We start from the raw sequence: 16,005 nt of genomic DNA, 5'->3' as shown, positions 1-16,005 counted from the left end.
CGCCCCGGCTTCGGCGATCAGAAGAACCCGAGCGCCTCGGCCTGGTAGCTGACCAGCAGGCACTTCGTCTGCTGATAGTTCGACAGCGCCATCTTGTGCGTCTCGCGCCCGATGCCCGACTGCTTGTAGCCGCCGAACGCCGCATGCGCGGGGTACAGGTGGTAGCAGTTGGTCCACACGCGGCCGGCCTCGACCTCGCGGCCCATCCGGTACGCACGCGTGCCGTTGCGGGTCCACACGCCGGCGCCGAGCCCGTAGAACGTGTCGTTCGCGAGTTCGATCGCTTCCTGCTCGTCCTTGAACGTCATCACCGACGCGACCGGCCCGAAGATTTCCTCCTGGAACACGCGCATCTTGTTGTTGCCGAGCAGCATCGTCGGCTTCACGTAGTAGCCCGTGCCGAGGTCGGCGGCCGGCGCCGCACGCTCGCCGCCCGTCAGGCATTGCGCGCCTTCGCCGCGGCCGATGTCGATGTACGACAGGATCTTGTCGAGCTGCTGCTGCGACGCCTGCGCGCCGATCATCGTCTGCAGGTCGAGCGGGTGGCCGGACTTGATGCGCTCGACGCGCGCGACGGCCTTCTCGATGAAGCGTTCGTAGATCGATTCCTGGATCAGGATGCGCGACGGGCACGTGCACACTTCGCCCTGGTTCAGCGCGAACATCGCGAGCCCTTCGAGCGCCTTGTCGAGGAATGCGTCGTCCTGGTCGAGCACGTCGGCGAAGAAGATGTTCGGGCTCTTGCCGCCCAGTTCGACCGTCGACGGGATCAGGCTGTCGGCCGCCGCACGCAGGATGTGCTTGCCGACCGGCGTCGAGCCCGTGAACGCGATCTTCGCGATCCGCTTGCTGGTCGCGAGCGCTTCGCCCGCTTCCTTGCCGAAGCCGTTCACGATGTTGATCGTGCCGGCCGGGAACAGGTCGCCGATCAGTTCCATCAGCACGAGCACCGACGCGGGCGTCTGCTCGGCCGGCTTCATCACCACGCAGCAGCCGGCCGCGAGCGCCGGCGCGAGCTTCCACGCGGCCATCAGCAGCGGGAAGTTCCACGGGATGATCTGGCCGACCACGCCGAGCGGCTCGTGGAAGTGATACGCGACGGTGTTGTCGTCGATTTCGGAGATGCCGCCTTCCTGCGCGCGGATGCAGCCCGCGAAGTAGCGGAAGTGGTCGATCGCGAGCGGCAGGTCGGCCGCCATCGTCTCGCGCAGCGGCTTGCCGTTGTCGATCGTCTCGGCCACGGCCAGCAGCTTCAGGTTCTTTTCCATCCGGTCGGCGGCGGCGAGCAGCAGGTTCGCGCGCTCGGCCACGGACGTCTTGCCCCACTGGCGGCGCACGGCATGCGCGGCGTCGAGCGCCAGCTCGATGTCGTCGGCGCCGGAGCGCGGGATGCGGCAGAACGGCTGGCCGTTGATCGGCGACACGTTCTCGAAATACTCGCCCTTTACCGGCGGAACCCACTTGCCGCCGATGTAGTTGTCGTATTGCTGACGGTACGGGTATTCGACGTCGAGGCCCAGTTGTTTCAGGTCAAACGGGTTCATACATGTCTCCTGTTCATCGTGCTTGTGTGAGTACAGCGCCGGTTGGAATGCGCTGGTGCGGTTTACGCAACATGCGTGCCAAACGGAGCGGGAGAGAACGAGAGCACGTCGAGCACGGCCGGCGCGGGGCCGCACCGTGCGGTGTTCACGCACGCAACACGGCGGGTGTACCGATTCTGAACACCGCGATTGCGCAGCGACGCGGCCGGTGTTCGGAATTTCCACAGTGTGCGGCGGTGTGCGGCCCGCGGACGCGCGCCGCGCCGCGTGGCATGTCGCTTGCATGCGGATCACCGGTCCACACGCCACGGCGCACGCGCCGACCAACACCATGAACGATCGCGGCCCCCTGACCGACGACGCCATCGCGTTCATCCGCGAGCAGGCTTTCCTGATCGTCGCGACCGCCGACGCGGCCGGCAACGCCGACTGTTCATACCGCGGCCGTCAGCCGCGCACCGACGGCTCGTTCACGCCGCTCGTCGACATCCCGGACCGCCGCACGCTGGTGCTGCCCGACTTCGCGGGCAACCACCTGCTCAACACGATCGGCAACCTGCTGGTGAACCCGGCCATCGCGCTGCTGTTCGTCGATTTCGTGCGGCAGACGACCTGGCTCGTGCAGGGTCGCGCGACGCTCGACGAGGATGCGCAAGGGCGCGCGCATCTGTGGCCGGATGCGCTGCGCTATCTGGTGATCGACGTGGAACGTGCGGAGGCGCGCGCGGATGCAGGGCTGCCGCCGCTCGTGCTGGCGTGACGCGCGGCGGGTGAGGCTTTAACGAGCGGACGAGGTGGGCACGGCCGCTGCATTGACCAAAAGACCGAGGCACCCGGGAACCGGGAACCAAGAACCGAAACATCGAAGCACCGGGCACCGGGCACCGGGCACCGGGCACCGGGCACCGGGCACCGAAACATCGAAACACCCGCGCGCCACGGTGCAACGCTCAACGCCCTTGCGTCTCCACACACGCCGGCTCACCTCGACTGCGCGCCGCCGACGCATCGGCCTGCGCGTGGCCATCCGCCGCGTCGCCCGTTTCGTCGGCCGCCGGCCGCCCGCCGAGAAACCCGAACACCACCACCGCGCACAGCACCGTGACGATGGCCAGCCCGATCAGCAGCCGGTCGAACGCATGCGTGTAGCTCGCCAGCAATGCCGCACGACCGACGCCCGGCAACGCGGCAGCCGCACCTGTGAGATCGCCGGTCGCGAGCCGCGCGGCCGCACGCAGCGTTGCATCGGGCGTGGCCGCGGCACCGGCCGCGTGCGCGAGCCCCGCTTGCGCGAGCGCGGCCAGCACCGCGCCGACGATCGCCAGCGCAATCCCCTCGCCGGCCACGCGCGTCGTACTGAAAATGCCCGTCGCCATCCCCGCGCGCTCCTTCGGCACCACGCTCACCGACAGCCCGTCCATCAGCCCCCACGGCATGCCGGCGCCGACGCCGATCGCGAGCATCGGCGCGATCGCCGCCGGCCCCGCGCCGCCGCGCAGCGCGATGCCGAGCCACACGAGCCCGGCCGCCGCGACCAGCAGCCCGAGCCCGGAAATCACGCCGGCCGACAGCCAGCGCGTGAGCGTCGCCGCGACGAGCGGCACGACCAGCATCGGCGCGGAGATCGCGAGCATCAGCCAGCCGGCGTCGATCTCGCTGAAGCCGTCGATGCCGATGAAGCGCAGCGGCAGCACGACGAGCAGCACGATGTAGCAGCAACAGGTCGACACCGGCAGCACCTGCACGCCGACGAAGCGCGCGATGCGGAACAGCGACAGGTCGAGCATCGGCCGCGCGACGCGCGTCTCGATCGTCACGAATGCGCACGCGCCGAGCGCCGCGCCGGCCAGCAGCGCGATCACGAGCGGGCTCGACCAGCCGCGCGCGGGCGCCTCGATCACGCCGAACGTGAACAGCGTCAGCGCGGCCGTGAACGCCGCCGTGCCGGGCCAGTCGAGCCCGGTCGCGTGCGGATCGCGCGACTCGTGCATGCGCGGCAGCCCGAACGCGAGCGACAGCACGCCGGCCACCGCGCTCGTCACGAAGATCGCGCGCCAGCCGTAATGCCCGATCAGGCCGCCGGCGATCACCGGCCCGAACGCGAGCCCGATGCCGAACGTCGTGCCGAGCAGGCTGAATGCACGCGTGCGCGCCGCGCCGTCGAATTCCTGCGCGAGCGCGGCCGTGCCGCCGGCCAGCGCCGCGGCCGCCGCGAGCCCTTGCGCGGCGCGCAGCAAGTCAACGGCAAGCATCGACGGCGCGAACGCGAGTGCGATCGACATCAGCGTGAAGCCGCCGACGCCGATCGCGAACAGGCGCTTGCGGCCGAACTGGTCGGCCAGCGCGCCCGACGCCATCAGGAAGCTGCCGAACGCGAGCATGAACGCGTTGGTGATCCAGTTCATCGCGACCGGGCTGCCGTGCAGGTCGCGGCCGATCGCCGGCGTCGCGACCGCGCCGCCCGAAAACGACAGCGGCAGCGCGACGGCGGCCATGCAGACGGCGGCCAGCACCCATGCGCGCCGGCGCGCCGCGTGGGCCACGTGGGCCGGGGCGGCTGAAACAGGGTGATCCATCATCGCTCCTCGAAAAAGCCGGCGCGGATGCGCCATCAGAGCGACAGAAGATAAATCCGATTCAATCCGCGAAAAACCACGCGAAGCTCCGCATATAACGGACTAAAATTCCGCAATACACCTGCCAGCGTGCGTCGCCGCACGTCCTTCGATTCGATGGAAAGATGGAAAACCTCACCGGCATCGTCGCGTTCGTCCGCACCGCCGAAGCGCTGAGCTTCGTCGCGGCCGGCCGCGCGCTCGGCATCTCGGCGTCGGCGGTCGGCAAGACGATCGCGAAACTGGAACAGTCGCTCGGCGTGCGGCTGTTCAACCGCACGACGCGGCGCGTGACGCTCACCGACGAGGGGCGGCATTTCTACGAGCGCTGCCAGCGCATTCTCGAGGATTTCCGCGACGCGGAGGCGACCGTGACGGCGTCCGCGCAGCGCCCGCGCGGCAAGCTGCGCGTGAGCCTGCCGGTGATCGGCTACCGCTTCCTGCTGCCGGTACTGCCCGAATTCCGGCAGCGCTATCCGGACGTCGAGCTCGATCTCGATTTCAACGACCGGATGGTCGACGTGGTCGAAGGCGGCTTCGACGCGGTGATCCGCAGCGGCCCGCTGTCCGATTCGAGCCTGATGTCGCGGCGGCTCGGCCCGTTCGCGTTCGTGCTGTGCGCGACGCCCGCGTATCTCGCGCAGGCCGGCACGCCACGCACGCCGCGCGAGCTCGAAGCGCACGACTGCGTGCGCTACTGCTTCCCGACCACCGGCAAGCTGCAGGACTGGGCGCTCGCGGCCGACGACGGCAAGCCGCTCACGTTGCGCACCGCGATGACCTGCAACAACATGGAAGCGCTGCGCGGCGCCGTGCTCGCGGGGCTCGGCATCGGCTACATGCCCGACTTCCTCGCGCGCGACGCGCTCGAACACGGCGCGCTCGTCACCGTGCTCGACGACTACCGGATCGCACCGGGGCAGTTCTCGATCGTATGGCCGTCGAGCCGGCAGTTGTCGCCGAAGCTGCGCGTGTTCGTCGATTTCCTGTGCGAGCGGCTGTTCAGGTAGCCGCGCCGATCCGCTCCGCTTCCGCCGCCGGCAGCAGCGCGTCGCTGTCGTCCTTCAGCCCGACGCCCGTCAACTGGAGCCGGCGCGCGTGCGTCATCAGGTAATGCAGCTTGTGCGCGGCGGCCGCGTGCGGCAGCCCTTCGGGCCGCACGTTCGAGATGCAGTTGCGCAGCGCGTCGTGACAGCCGACCTTCGGCGCCCACGTCAGGTACACGCCGAGGCTGTCCGGCGAACTGAGGCCGGGCCGTTCGCCGATCAGCATCGCGACCACCTTCGCGCGCAGCAGCTCGCCGATCTCGTCGCCGAGCGCGACGCGCGCCTGCGTCGCGACCACCACCGGGCCGATCCGCCAGCCGTCCGCGTCGAGCCGCGGCCGCACGGCCTGCAACAGCGGCAGCGCCTGCTTCGCGGCCGCGAACGCCGACAGCCCGTCGCCGACCACGAACACGACATCGGGGGCGTCGTCGAGCGCCGCCCCGTAGCCGGCCAGCAGCCCGCGGCTGTCGTCCGACAGCTTGCGGCCGAGATCGGGCCGGCGCAGGTAGTGGTCGCGGTCGGGCGCGGCGCTCTGCACGCGCAGCGTCGGCAGCAGGCCGGCCGCCTCGATCTCGCGCCGCAACGCGTCCGCGTCGAGCGGCTGGTGCACCGCGTCGCGCGCCTGCGCATGCGACAGGTTGAAGGCCAGGAGCGGCGCGGTCGGCAGGCTGTTGCCCGCGCGGCCGAGCGCGATCCGCGCGTTCGTGAACGACTTCAGCTGCGCCCAAGGGTTCTTTTCGACGGCGTCGCTCATGCGGAAATCCCCATCCAGTCGTTCGCGCCCGCGAGCAGCGGCACGCGTGCCGTCGCCGCGCGCAGCGCGCCGTGCGCGTCGGCGATCTCCATCGTCTCCAGCCATTCCTCGAACTCGGGCGCGCGGCGCAGGCCGAGCACCTCGCGCACGTAGAGCTGGTCGTGGAACGACGTGCTCTGGTAGTTCAGCATCACGTCGTCCGCGCCCGGAATTCCCATGATGAAGTTGATGCCGGCCGCCCCCAGCAGCGTCAGCAGCGTGTCCATGTCGTCCTGGTCGGCTTCCGCGTGGTTCGTGTAACAGATGTCGCAGCCCATCGGCACGCCGAGCAGCTTGCCGCAGAAGTGATCCTCCAGCCCCGCGCGGATGATCTGCTTGCCGTCGTACAGGTATTCGGGCCCGATGAAGCCCACCACCGTATTCACGAGGAACGGTTCGAACTTGCGCGCGACCGCATACGCGCGCACTTCGCAGGTCTGCTGGTCGACGCCGAAATGCGCATTCGCCGACAGCGCGCTGCCCTGCCCCGTCTCGAAATACATCAGGTTGTTGCCGACCGTGCCGCGCTTCAGCGCCAGCGCGGCCTCGCGCGCTTCGGCGAGCAGCGCGAGCGAGATCCCGAAGCTGGCATTGGCCTTCTCGGTGCCCGCGATCGACTGGAACACGAGGTCGACCGGCGCGCCCTTCTCGATCGCCGCGATCGTGTTGGTCACGTGCGTGAGCACGCACGACTGGGTCGGCACGCCGTAGCGTTCGCGAAAGCCGTCGATCATCGCGAGCAGCTTCACGATCGCCGCGAGGCTGTCGGTGGCCGGATTGATGCCGATCATCGCGTCGCCGCAGCCGTACATCAGCCCGTCCAGCATCGACGCGGCGATGCCCTTCACGTCGTCGGTCGGGTGGTTCGGCTGCAGCCGCACCGACATCCGGCCGGCCAGCCCGACCGTGTTGCGAAAGCGCGTGACCACGCGGCGCTTCCTCGCGGCCGCGATCAGGTCCTGGTTGCGCATCAGCTTCGACACGGCCGCGACCATCTCGGGCGTGAGGCCGGGCGCGATCCGTTCGAGCGCCGCGCCGTCGGCCGCGGGCGACAGCAGCCAGTTGCGGAAATCGCCGACGGTGAGGTGCGAGATTTCCGCGAACGCCTGCGCATCGTGATCGTCGATGATGAGGCGCGTGACCTCGTCGTCTTCATACGGGATCACCGCTTCGTTCAGGAACGCCTTCAGCGGCACGCCCGCGAGCGCGATCTTCGCGGCGACGCGCTCCTCCTCGCTCGCCGCCGCGACGCCGGCGAGCTGGTCGCCGGAACGCAGCGGGCTCGCCTTGGCGAGCAGCGTCTTCAGGTCCGCGAAGCGGTACGTGCGCGGACCGATCGTCTCCGTATAGGACATCGTTCGAATCTCCTTGCCAAAAGCCGACGGCGCGCCCGTTCGACGGGGCGCGCCGGATGCCGTCAGGAACGGCCTTTCACGTTCACCGTCGTCACGGCGCTCACTCCTCCAGCAGCGCGTCGCCGGGCGCGCTCGCGCGCTGCGAACGGGTCGCGAGGAAGTACGCGTAACCGACCGCGAGGAAGCCGACGAACACCAGCGCGACCAGCCCGTTGAAATACACCATCGTACCGAGGCAGACGAGCGCCGCCAGGATCGCGAATGCCGGGAAGATCGGGTACAGCGGCGCGCGGAACGGCCGCTCCAGGTTCGGCTGCGAGCGGCGCAGCTTGAACAGCGCCGCCATGCTCACGATATACATCACGATCGCGCCGAACACCGACATCGTCACGATATTCGCGGTGAGCGTCTGGCCGCCGAACTGGATCAGCTCGTCGCTGTAGATCGCGGCAATCCCGACCACGCCGCCCGCGAGGATCGCGCGATGCGGCGTCTTGAAGCGCGGATGCACCTTCCCGAGCCACTCCGGCAGGTAGCCTTCGCGGGCCAGCGCGAAGATCTGGCGCGAATAGCCGAGGATGATCCCGTGGAACGACGCGACGAGCCCGAACAGCCCGAGCCACACGAGCATGTGCATCCAGCCGCTGTTCGCGCCGACGATGTACTTCATCGCCTGCGGCAGCGGGTCGTTGATATTCGCGAGCTTGGTCCAGTCGCCCGCGCCGCCGGCGAACACCATCACGCCGATCGCGAGCGCCACGAGGGTCAGGATGCCGGCCACGTACGCGATCGGAATCGAGCGCTTCGGGTTCTTCGCTTCCTCGGCGGCCATCGCGACGCCTTCGATCGCGAGGAAGAACCAGATCGCGAACGGAATCGCCGCGAACATCCCGTGGAATGCGCCCACGCTGAAGTGATCGGCGCCCGACCAGCCGCCCTTCGCGAAATTGCTCCACGCGAAACCCGGCGACACGACGCCCATGAACACCAGCAGCTCGAAGATCGCGAGCAGCGTGACGACGAGCTCGAAGGTCGCCGCGATCTGCACGCCGACGATGTTCAGCGCCATGAACACGAGATACGCGCCCATCGCCGCGTGTTTCGGTTCGAGCCCCGGAAACTGCACGTGCAGGTACGCGCCGATCGCGAGCGCGATCGCGGGCGGCGCGAACACGAACTCGACCAGCGTCGCCGCGCCGGCCAGATAGCCGCCGGTCGGGCCGAATGCGCGGCGCGCATACGCGAACGGGCCGCCCGCGTGCGGGATCGACGTCGTCAGTTCGGTGAAACTGAAGATGAAGGTGGTGTACATCGCCGCGACGAACAGCGCGGTGATCACGAAACCCAGCGTGCCCGCGCTCGCCCAGCCGTAGCTCCAGCCGAAGTATTCGCCGGAAATCACGAGGCCGACCGCGATGCCCCACAGTTGCCAGGTCCCGAGCGTCTGCTGCAGCGCGGGCTGGCCGGAGGACTTGGCGCCGGCGGCGGGCCGGCCATTCGACTCTGCTTTCATCGGACTCTCCTCAAAGGCGCCGGGCCTGCGGGCCCGCGCGACTGAGAATCGATGCTAGAGAGTCATTAAACGACGTGTTATCGAAATTCGGCAAAGATCGCGGCTGACATTTCGCTTGCGGAAACGCTTGCGGTACCGCTCGCGGCAACGCCCGCCGCGCCCGTTGCCACGCCTATCCGGCCCGCGCGGTGCGAGCCGGATCTGCCGTGCCGACGGGCCTTACTGGCCGCCGCCGCGCTGGTTGAACCAGCGGTCGAGCAGCTTGCCGGCCGCTTCCCGGCCGCCGAGGCCGAACGACAGCGCAACGGCCACCGCGATCGCGCCGAGCACGAGGCCGAACGCGAGCTGCACGATTTCGTTCGCGATGCCCATCGCGCGCAGCCCCATCGCGAACACGAGGCCGAGGATCGCGAACTGGGCGATCCGCGCGAACAGCACGCTGTGCTCGCGGTCGGCCTGCTCGATCACGCGGCGCGCGAGGCCCGCGAGCCACACGCCGATCACGAGGATCACGCCGCCCATCAGCACGTGGCCGCCGAATTCGATGAACAGCGTGACGACGTCGCGCACCTGCGTGAAGCCGAGCCGGTTCGCGGCTTCGACCGACGCGAACAGCATCGCGAAGAACACGATCAACCGCGCGACCAGCACCGACGGCTGCAGGATGCCCGAGAACACGCGCTCGACGCCGAGCACGGCCGGCAGCCCGTCGACGCCGGCGGCTTCCAGCAGCTTCTGCGCGAGCGACGCGACGAAGCGCGCGAAGTAGAACGTGACCAGCACGATCACGATCGCCGCGACGATGTCCGGCACCGCGCCGAGGAACTGGTTCAGCATGTTGGTCGCGGGGATCGAGATCGCGTCGATCTTCAGCGCGTCGAGCGCGGAGATCAGCGTCGGCACGAACACGAACACGTAGACGATGGTGCCGACCAGGCTCGACACGCGCACCGGCGTCGGGCTGTCGATCCCTTGCGTGAGGCGGTCGGCGCCGGCGGCGACCAGCAGGTTCGTCACGAGGCCGCGCAGCACGCGCGCGACGACCCAGCCGACGAAGCCGATCACCGCGGCCGCGAAGAGGTTCGGCACGATCGCGAGCAGCTTGTCGACCATCCCCTGCACCGGCGACAGCAGGCCCGACAGCGCGAACGAGCCGAGGATCGCCGGCAGGAACATCAGGATCACGAGCCAGAACAGCACGTCGCCGAGATAGCCGCTCATCGGCTGCATGCCGGCGCTTTCGGACAACGTGGCGTCGACCTTGCTCGCCTTCAGCGCGCGGTTCGCGAGGCTGCGCAGCAGCGACGCGATCAGCCACGCGATCAGCGTCAGCGCCGCGCCGCCGATCAGGTTCGGCAGGTAGTTGACGATGTGCGTGACGAGCAGCGAGAACGGATTGGACACCGCGTACAGGTTGAGCACGTTGAAGATGCCCACCGCGGTGACGAGCAGCACGAGCCAGAACAGGCCGCCGGCGATGATGCGTTCGACGCAGGCGCCCTGGCCGGTGCTGTCGGTGATCCGCTGATCGACCTTCAGCGCGTTGAGCAGGCGCAGCGCACCGGCCCGCACCGCGACGGCGATCAGCCAGCCGATCACCAGGATGCCGATCGCGCCGGCTATCTTGGGCAGGTATCCACCTAGTGTGGCCTGCAGCGACGTGATGAAGCTGGAAGCATCCATTTCTTCTTCTCCCGAAAACGTGGTGTGGCGATTGAACATCGACGAACGACCTGCGTAATTCGAAAAGCGTGCTGCTCCGTCCGGGCAACTTACCCGAGAAAAATGACGCGTTCACCCGATTTCACCGTCTTTAACTTTAGTCATAGATCCCGGAGGGGCAAGACCCCATTTCGTTGGAATCAAAAAGGGGGCGATCGCTGGGTGTCCGGCATTTCCGCAAGATTTGTCCATTCGGCCCGTGCTACCGTGGCGTCGGTTCCAGCCCGGACACGCCGATGACTCCAGCCGAAACGAAAACCGACCCGCCCGCGTGGGTGCGCTACGCGGCAAGCGTGGCGCGGGTCCATGCGTACATCAGCGCACATCTCGACGGCCCGCTCGACCTGAACCGGCTCGCCGAAGTCGCGTGTCTGTCGCCGTATCACTGGCAGCGCGTCTACCGCGCGCTGTACGGCGAGTCGATCGTGCTGACCGTGCGGCGGATGCGGATCGTGCGGGCGTCCGAGGATCTGGTCTGCACCGCGCGGCCGCTCGACGAGATCGCGCGGCGCGCGGGCTACGGGTCGACGCACGCGTTCGCGCGGGCGTTTCGCGACGCGTACGGCGTGCTGCCCGCGCAGCACCGGCGCACCGGCATCCACCGGCCGATTTATCCATTACAGCGAGGAGAGGCAGACATGTTCAAGCACGAGGTCGAGATCCGGCGCCTGCCGGAACTGCGCGGCTACGCGGTAACGCACACCGGTGCGTACATGAAGGTGGGGGACGCGTTCGGGCGGATCGGCGCGTGGGTCGGACAGCACGGGCTGATCGGGCCGGGCGCGAAGATGATCGGGATTTTCTACGACGATCCGGACACGACGCCCGAAGCGCAGTTGCGCGCGAAAGCGTGCTTCATGCCGGCCGACGGCGCGCCGGACGTCGCGCCCGTGCCGCCGGTCGAGCGTGCGACGATCGCAGCCGGCGAATACGCGGTGCTGCTGCATACGGGGCCGTATGCGGACCTGAAGACGGCCTACCAGTGGCTGTACGGCGACTGGCTGCGCCACTCGGGCCGCGAAGCCGCCCACGCGCCGCCGTTCGAGCTATACCTCAATACGCCGATGGATACGGCGCCGGCCGACCTGCGCACCGAAATTCACCTGCCGTTGCGCTGAGCGACGGGTGTGCCGTGGCGCCGTGTATCTGGACGGCCCGCGGCGATATTGCGGGTGCGGGCATGCTCGGGACGACATCGGGCATGCCGGTGCGCCGGCCTCGAACGAAGCGCGCCGGCTCGTGCGTATGCGCAGCCGGCGCGAATTCGCGAAGATCCTCAAGCAGCCTGCGTCCCGCAGCCGGGACAGAACCGCGCGTCGGCCGCCAGCGCCGCATGGCAGCGGCTGCACGCCTTGCCGCGTTGCGCCGCGCCGCACTGCGCGCAGAAGCGTGCCTCCGTCCCATTGAGCGCGCCGCAGCCCGCGCAGGCGAGCTGGCTCAGCGGCACGTTGCCACGCGGGCCGCCTTGCCCGCCACTGGCGTCGGCCGGCGCCTGCCAGCCCCAGCCGTGGCGATCGCGGCCGCGCGCATCGTGGCCGCCGTGCCCGCCCTGGCGCGACCCGCCGTGATGCCCGCCACCGTGGCCGCCGTTTCCGCTATTGCCGTGCCCGCTGCCATGGCCGCCGCCGTGGCCGCCGCCGTGGCCGCCGCCGTGGCCGCCGAGTATCCGTTTCAGAAAGCTCATCGTCCGCTCCTCAACGCTTGGCCGGTGCGCCGCCGAACGCCCCGGAGGACGACAGCAGCCGCAAGCCGTTGGCCACGACGATCAGGCTCGCGCCCGCGTCGGCGAAGACCGCCATCCACATCGTGCCGAGCCCCGCGACCGTGAGGCCGAGGAATACGACCTTCACGCCAAGCGCGAAACCGATGTTCTGCACCAGCACGCGGTGCGTCGCGCGCGACAGCCGCACGAATGCGGGAATCTTGCGCAGGTCGTCGTCCATCAGCGCGACGTCGGCCGTCTCGATCGCCGTGTCGGTGCCCATCGCGCCCATCGCGAAGCCGATGTCGGCGCGCGCGAGCGCCGGCGCATCGTTGATCCCGTCGCCGACCATCCCGACCGCGCCCGCGCCGCCCGCCGACAGCTCCTCGACCGCCGCGAGCTTCTCCTCCGGCAACTGGTTGCCGCGCGCGTCGTCGATGCCCGCTTGCCTGGCGATCGCCTGCGCGGTATGCGGGTTGTCACCGGTCAGCATCGCGGTGCGGATGCCGAGCGCGTGCAGATCGGCGATCGCGTCGCGGCTCGTGTCCTTGATCGTGTCGGCCACCGCGAAGATGCCGAGGACGCGCGTGGCGTCGACCAGCACGACGACGCTCTTGCCCTGCCGCTCCAGCGCGTCGAGCTTCGCCTCGAGCGCCGTCGAGCAGCGCTCGAGTTCCTCGACGAGGCGGTGGTTGCCGAGCCAGTAGCGCGTGCCGTCGATCGTGCCGCGCACGCCGCGCCCCACGATCGCTTCGAAGTCCTGCACGTCCGCGAAGACCGTCGTGCCGGCGTCGCGGGCCGCAGCCGCAATCGCCTGCGACACCGGATGATCGGAGCGCGCCGCGAGGCTCGCGCCGAGGTGCCGCACGCGCACTGCATCGGCGCCGTCCGCATGCACGTCGAAGTCGGTCTGTACCGGCTTGCCGTGCGTGATCGTGCCGGTCTTGTCGAGCGCGAGCCACGCGAGCTTGCGCCCTTCTTCCAGATAGATGCCGCCCTTCACGAGAATCCCGCGCCGCGCCGCGGCCGCGAGGCCCGACACGATCGTCACCGGCGTCGAGATCACCAGCGCGCACGGGCACGCGATCACGAGCAGCACGAGCGCGCGGTAGATCCAGTCGTGCCACGCGCCGCCCATCACGAGCGGCGGCACCACCGCGACCAGCAGCGCGACCGCGAACACGATCGGTGTGTAGACGCGCGCGAACTGGTCGACGAAACGCTGCGTCGGCGCCTTCGCGCCCTGCGCTTCCTCGACCGCGTGGATGATCCGCGCGAGCGTCGAATTGGCCGCGACGGCCGTCACGCGGTAGTCGAACGAACCCGATTCGTTGATCGTGCCCGCGTAGACGGCGTCGCCGCTCGCCTTTTCGACGGGCAGGCTTTCACCGGTGATCGGCGCCTGGTTGACCGTCGAGCGGCCCGCGACGACTTCGCCGTCCAGCCCGATCCGCTCGCCCGGCTTCACGCGCACGACCGCGCCGAGCGCGACCTGCGCGGCCTCGATCGTGCGCCACGCGCCGTCGGCCTGCTGCACGGTCGCGGTATCCGGAGCGAGTTGCATCAGCCCCTGGATCGCATGGCGCGCGCGGTCGAGCGACTTCGCCTCGATCAGCTCGGCGATCGTGAACAGCACCATCACCATCGCGGCTTCCGGCCACTGGCCGATCGCCATCGCGCCCGTCACCGCGATGCTCATCAGCGCGTTGATGTTCAGGTTGCCGTTGCGGATCGCGATCCAGCCCTTCTTGTACGTGGTGAGCCCGCACGCGAGCACCGCGGCGAGCGCGAGCGCCGCCGACAGCCACACCGGCAGCCCGGCCCAGGTCGCGCCTTCGGACGCGATCGCGGCGACGCCGGCGAGCGCGAGCGGCCACCACGGCTTCGCGGGTGGCGGCGCGGTGGGCGCGGCCGGTGCGTCGGCTGACGCGGCCTCCGGCGTCATCCCGAGCGTGCGGATCGCGCTTTCGATCGCCGGCTGCGCGCCGGCCACGTGCTCGACGGTCAGCATCCGCTGCATCAGGTTGAATTCGAGCGCCGACACTTCGCCCATCCCGCCGAGCTTCTTGCGGATCAGCGTTTCCTCGGTCGGGCAGTCCATCTGCATGATGCGGAACGCGGAGCGCACGTGGCCCGACGCGGTTGCCTGCGCGACCGGCAGCGGCGCGAGCGTCAGCGCGGCCGGCGCGCAGCAGTCGCCGGCCGCGTGGTCGTGGTCGTGGTCGTGGTCGTGGTCGTGGTCGTGGTCGTGGTCGGCATGGTCATGCGCGGCGTGGTCGTGCGAATACGTCGCAGCGTGCACATGCTGGTCGTCGCCCGCATGGCCGTGACCGTGGTCATGACCCGCCTCGCCGTGCGCGGCGTGATCGTGCCCGTGCCCGTGCCCGTGATCGTGGTCATGGCCGTGCGCGTGCTCGCCGGCCGCCGACGCCGCGTCGGCAATGGTCGCCGTCTGCGTGTCGCGCGCATCGGCGCAGCAGGCATCGGCGCCGCCGGCATGACGGTGTCGTGGGTCGGGGGTACGCTTGGCGTCGGTCATGACAACCTCCTTTGTGGCTTGACGGTGTAGAGTTAACACCCTGAAGCCACTACAAGGTCAACCCTTACACGGGAGAAAGGCATGAAGATTGGCGAACTGGCCAAAGCGGCCCGCTGCACGCCCGAGACGATCCGTTTCTACGAGAAAGAGGGTCTGATGCCGGACGCGGAGCGCACCGATTCGAACTACCGCAACTACACCGACGTGCACGTCGAGCGGCTGCGCTTCATCCGCAACTGCCGCGCGCTCGACATGGCGCACGACGAAATCCGCGCGCTGCTGCGGCTCACCGACACGCCGGCCGACCGCTGCGATTCGATCAATTCGCTGCTCGACGATCACATCGGACACGTCGACGCGCGCCTCGCGGAACTCACGCATCTGCGCGACCAGCTCACCGAATTGCGCCGCCAGTGCGTCGGCGAGCATTCGGTCGAGGATTGCGGAATCGTGCATGGCCTTGCCACGATGGAAACCGTCGCGCCGGCCGCGAAGCGCTCGCATCTCGGCTGAAACCCTTGCCAAACAAGATAATCAGATTGAGAATAGTTATATTCTTACTAGATATACTTTAACTATTCATGTCTATGAGTCGCCCGTCTCCGCTCGCGCTGGCCGTCCTTGCGACGCTCACCGAAACGCCGATGCATCCGTACGGGATGCTGCAGCAACTGAAGGCCCGCGGCTACGACGAAGTCGTCAACGTGCGGCAGCGCACGAGCCTGTACCAGACGATCGACCGGCTGCTGCGCGACGGGCTGATCGCCGTGCACGACACCGAACGCGACGGCGCGTTTCCGGAGCGCACGGTGTATGCGCTGACGGAAGCCGGGCACACGGCCGGGCAGGCATGGCTGCATGCGCTGCTCGCGGAGCCCGCCCGTGAATTTCCGGCATTCGGCGCCGGCCTCGCGTTCCTGCCGCTGCTCGATGCGGAAGATGCGCGTCACCAGCTCGAGCTGCGCATCGCGCGGCTCGACGCCGAGCGCGAGCGGCTGGAAGCGTTGCGCGCCACCGCGCAGGCCGACCAGGTGCCGCGCCTGTTCCTGCTGCAGAACGAGCATGCGCTCGTGCTGCTCAATGCGGAGCTGAACTGGGTGCGCAGCGTCGTCGAACACCTGAAGATCGGCGCGCTGCGCTGGGTGGACGCCTGACGCGCGGCGCCGGCCGATGCCC

The 16,005-nt window shown here is 69.0% G+C and carries 13 protein-coding genes; 5 read left to right on the top strand and 8 right to left on the bottom strand.

All coding sequences use genetic code 11. The annotated features are described in order from the left end of the window. Positions 1-17: 17 nt before the first annotated feature. Complete coding sequence (locus SY91_RS03140; RefSeq protein WP_011694006.1) at positions 18-1,544, bottom strand: aldehyde dehydrogenase family protein; 1,527 nt, start codon at positions 1,542-1,544, stop codon at positions 18-20. 331 nt (positions 1,545-1,875) lie between these two features. Between SY91_RS03140 and SY91_RS03135 the strand changes: the two genes are divergently transcribed. After that, complete coding sequence (locus SY91_RS03135) at positions 1,876-2,304, top strand: pyridoxamine 5'-phosphate oxidase family protein (protein ID WP_124476740.1); 429 nt, start codon at positions 1,876-1,878, stop codon at positions 2,302-2,304. Positions 2,305-2,494: 190 nt separating this feature from the next. Here SY91_RS03135 and SY91_RS03130 read toward each other — a convergent pair whose 3' ends face one another. Next, positions 2,495-4,120 carry an MFS transporter gene (locus SY91_RS03130; protein WP_185921054.1) on the bottom strand — a complete coding sequence of 542 codons (1,626 nt, stop codon included), beginning with the start codon at positions 4,118-4,120 and terminating at the stop codon, positions 2,495-2,497. A gap of 164 nt (positions 4,121-4,284) precedes the next feature. Between SY91_RS03130 and SY91_RS03125 the strand changes: the two genes are divergently transcribed. Next, entirely contained in the window at positions 4,285-5,169 is an 885-nt protein-coding gene (locus SY91_RS03125; RefSeq protein ID WP_023477992.1) for a LysR family transcriptional regulator, read from the top strand. Here SY91_RS03125 and eutC read toward each other — a convergent pair. From eutC to SY91_RS03105, 4 genes are all read right to left on the bottom strand, one after another. Beyond that, positions 5,162-5,959, bottom strand: a complete 798-nt coding sequence (eutC, locus tag SY91_RS03120) for an ethanolamine ammonia-lyase subunit EutC (protein WP_023477993.1) — start codon at positions 5,957-5,959, stop codon at positions 5,162-5,164. The two genes, SY91_RS03125 and eutC, sit on opposite strands and share 8 nt — an antisense overlap. Continuing rightward, the gene (locus tag SY91_RS03115) at positions 5,956-7,353 is read right to left on the bottom strand and encodes an ethanolamine ammonia-lyase subunit EutB (RefSeq protein WP_023477994.1); all 1,398 of its coding nucleotides are present in this window, start codon (positions 7,351-7,353) and stop codon (positions 5,956-5,958) included. The genes eutC and SY91_RS03115 overlap by 4 nt, the downstream gene beginning before the upstream one ends. 100 nt (positions 7,354-7,453) lie before the next feature. Then, the gene (eat, locus tag SY91_RS03110) at positions 7,454-8,866 is read right to left on the bottom strand and encodes an ethanolamine permease (RefSeq protein ID WP_023477995.1); all 1,413 of its coding nucleotides are present in this window, start codon (positions 8,864-8,866) and stop codon (positions 7,454-7,456) included. 219 nt (positions 8,867-9,085) lie between these two features. Further along, on the bottom strand, positions 9,086-10,549 hold the full coding sequence (locus SY91_RS03105; protein WP_043888647.1) for a mechanosensitive ion channel: 1,464 nt from the start codon (positions 10,547-10,549) through the stop codon (positions 9,086-9,088). A gap of 275 nt (positions 10,550-10,824) precedes the next feature. Between SY91_RS03105 and SY91_RS03100 the strand changes: the two genes are divergently transcribed. Further along, positions 10,825-11,706 (top strand): GyrI-like domain-containing protein, encoded by an 882-nt coding sequence (locus SY91_RS03100; protein ID WP_023477997.1) that lies wholly within the window; start codon positions 10,825-10,827, stop codon positions 11,704-11,706. Between the two features lie 158 nt (positions 11,707-11,864). On the opposite strand, the gene SY91_RS03095 is transcribed toward SY91_RS03100, so the two are convergent. Then, the gene (locus SY91_RS03095; RefSeq protein ID WP_185921053.1) at positions 11,865-12,272 is read right to left on the bottom strand and encodes a zinc ribbon domain-containing protein; all 408 of its coding nucleotides are present in this window, start codon (positions 12,270-12,272) and stop codon (positions 11,865-11,867) included. 10 nt (positions 12,273-12,282) lie between these two features. Then, positions 12,283-14,829, bottom strand: a complete 2,547-nt coding sequence (locus SY91_RS03090; RefSeq protein WP_185921052.1) for a heavy metal translocating P-type ATPase — start codon at positions 14,827-14,829, stop codon at positions 12,283-12,285. An 81-nt stretch (positions 14,830-14,910) separates the two neighbouring features. On the opposite strand from SY91_RS03090, the gene cadR reads away from it, so the two are divergent. After that, a complete protein-coding gene (cadR, locus tag SY91_RS03085) occupies positions 14,911-15,342 on the top strand; it encodes a Cd(II)/Pb(II)-responsive transcriptional regulator (protein ID WP_006477300.1) in 432 nt (143 codons plus the stop codon). Between the two features lie 68 nt (positions 15,343-15,410). Beyond that, a complete protein-coding gene (locus tag SY91_RS03080; protein WP_043888593.1) occupies positions 15,411-15,983 on the top strand; it encodes a PadR family transcriptional regulator in 573 nt (190 codons plus the stop codon). Positions 15,984-16,005 lie beyond the last annotated feature (22 nt).

Source organism: Burkholderia cenocepacia, from assembly GCF_014211915.1.
GTDB lineage: Bacteria > Pseudomonadota > Gammaproteobacteria > Burkholderiales > Burkholderiaceae > Burkholderia > Burkholderia orbicola.
Note: the sequence above shows the minus strand (reverse complement) of the source record. Positions and strands in the feature narration are given on the sequence as shown.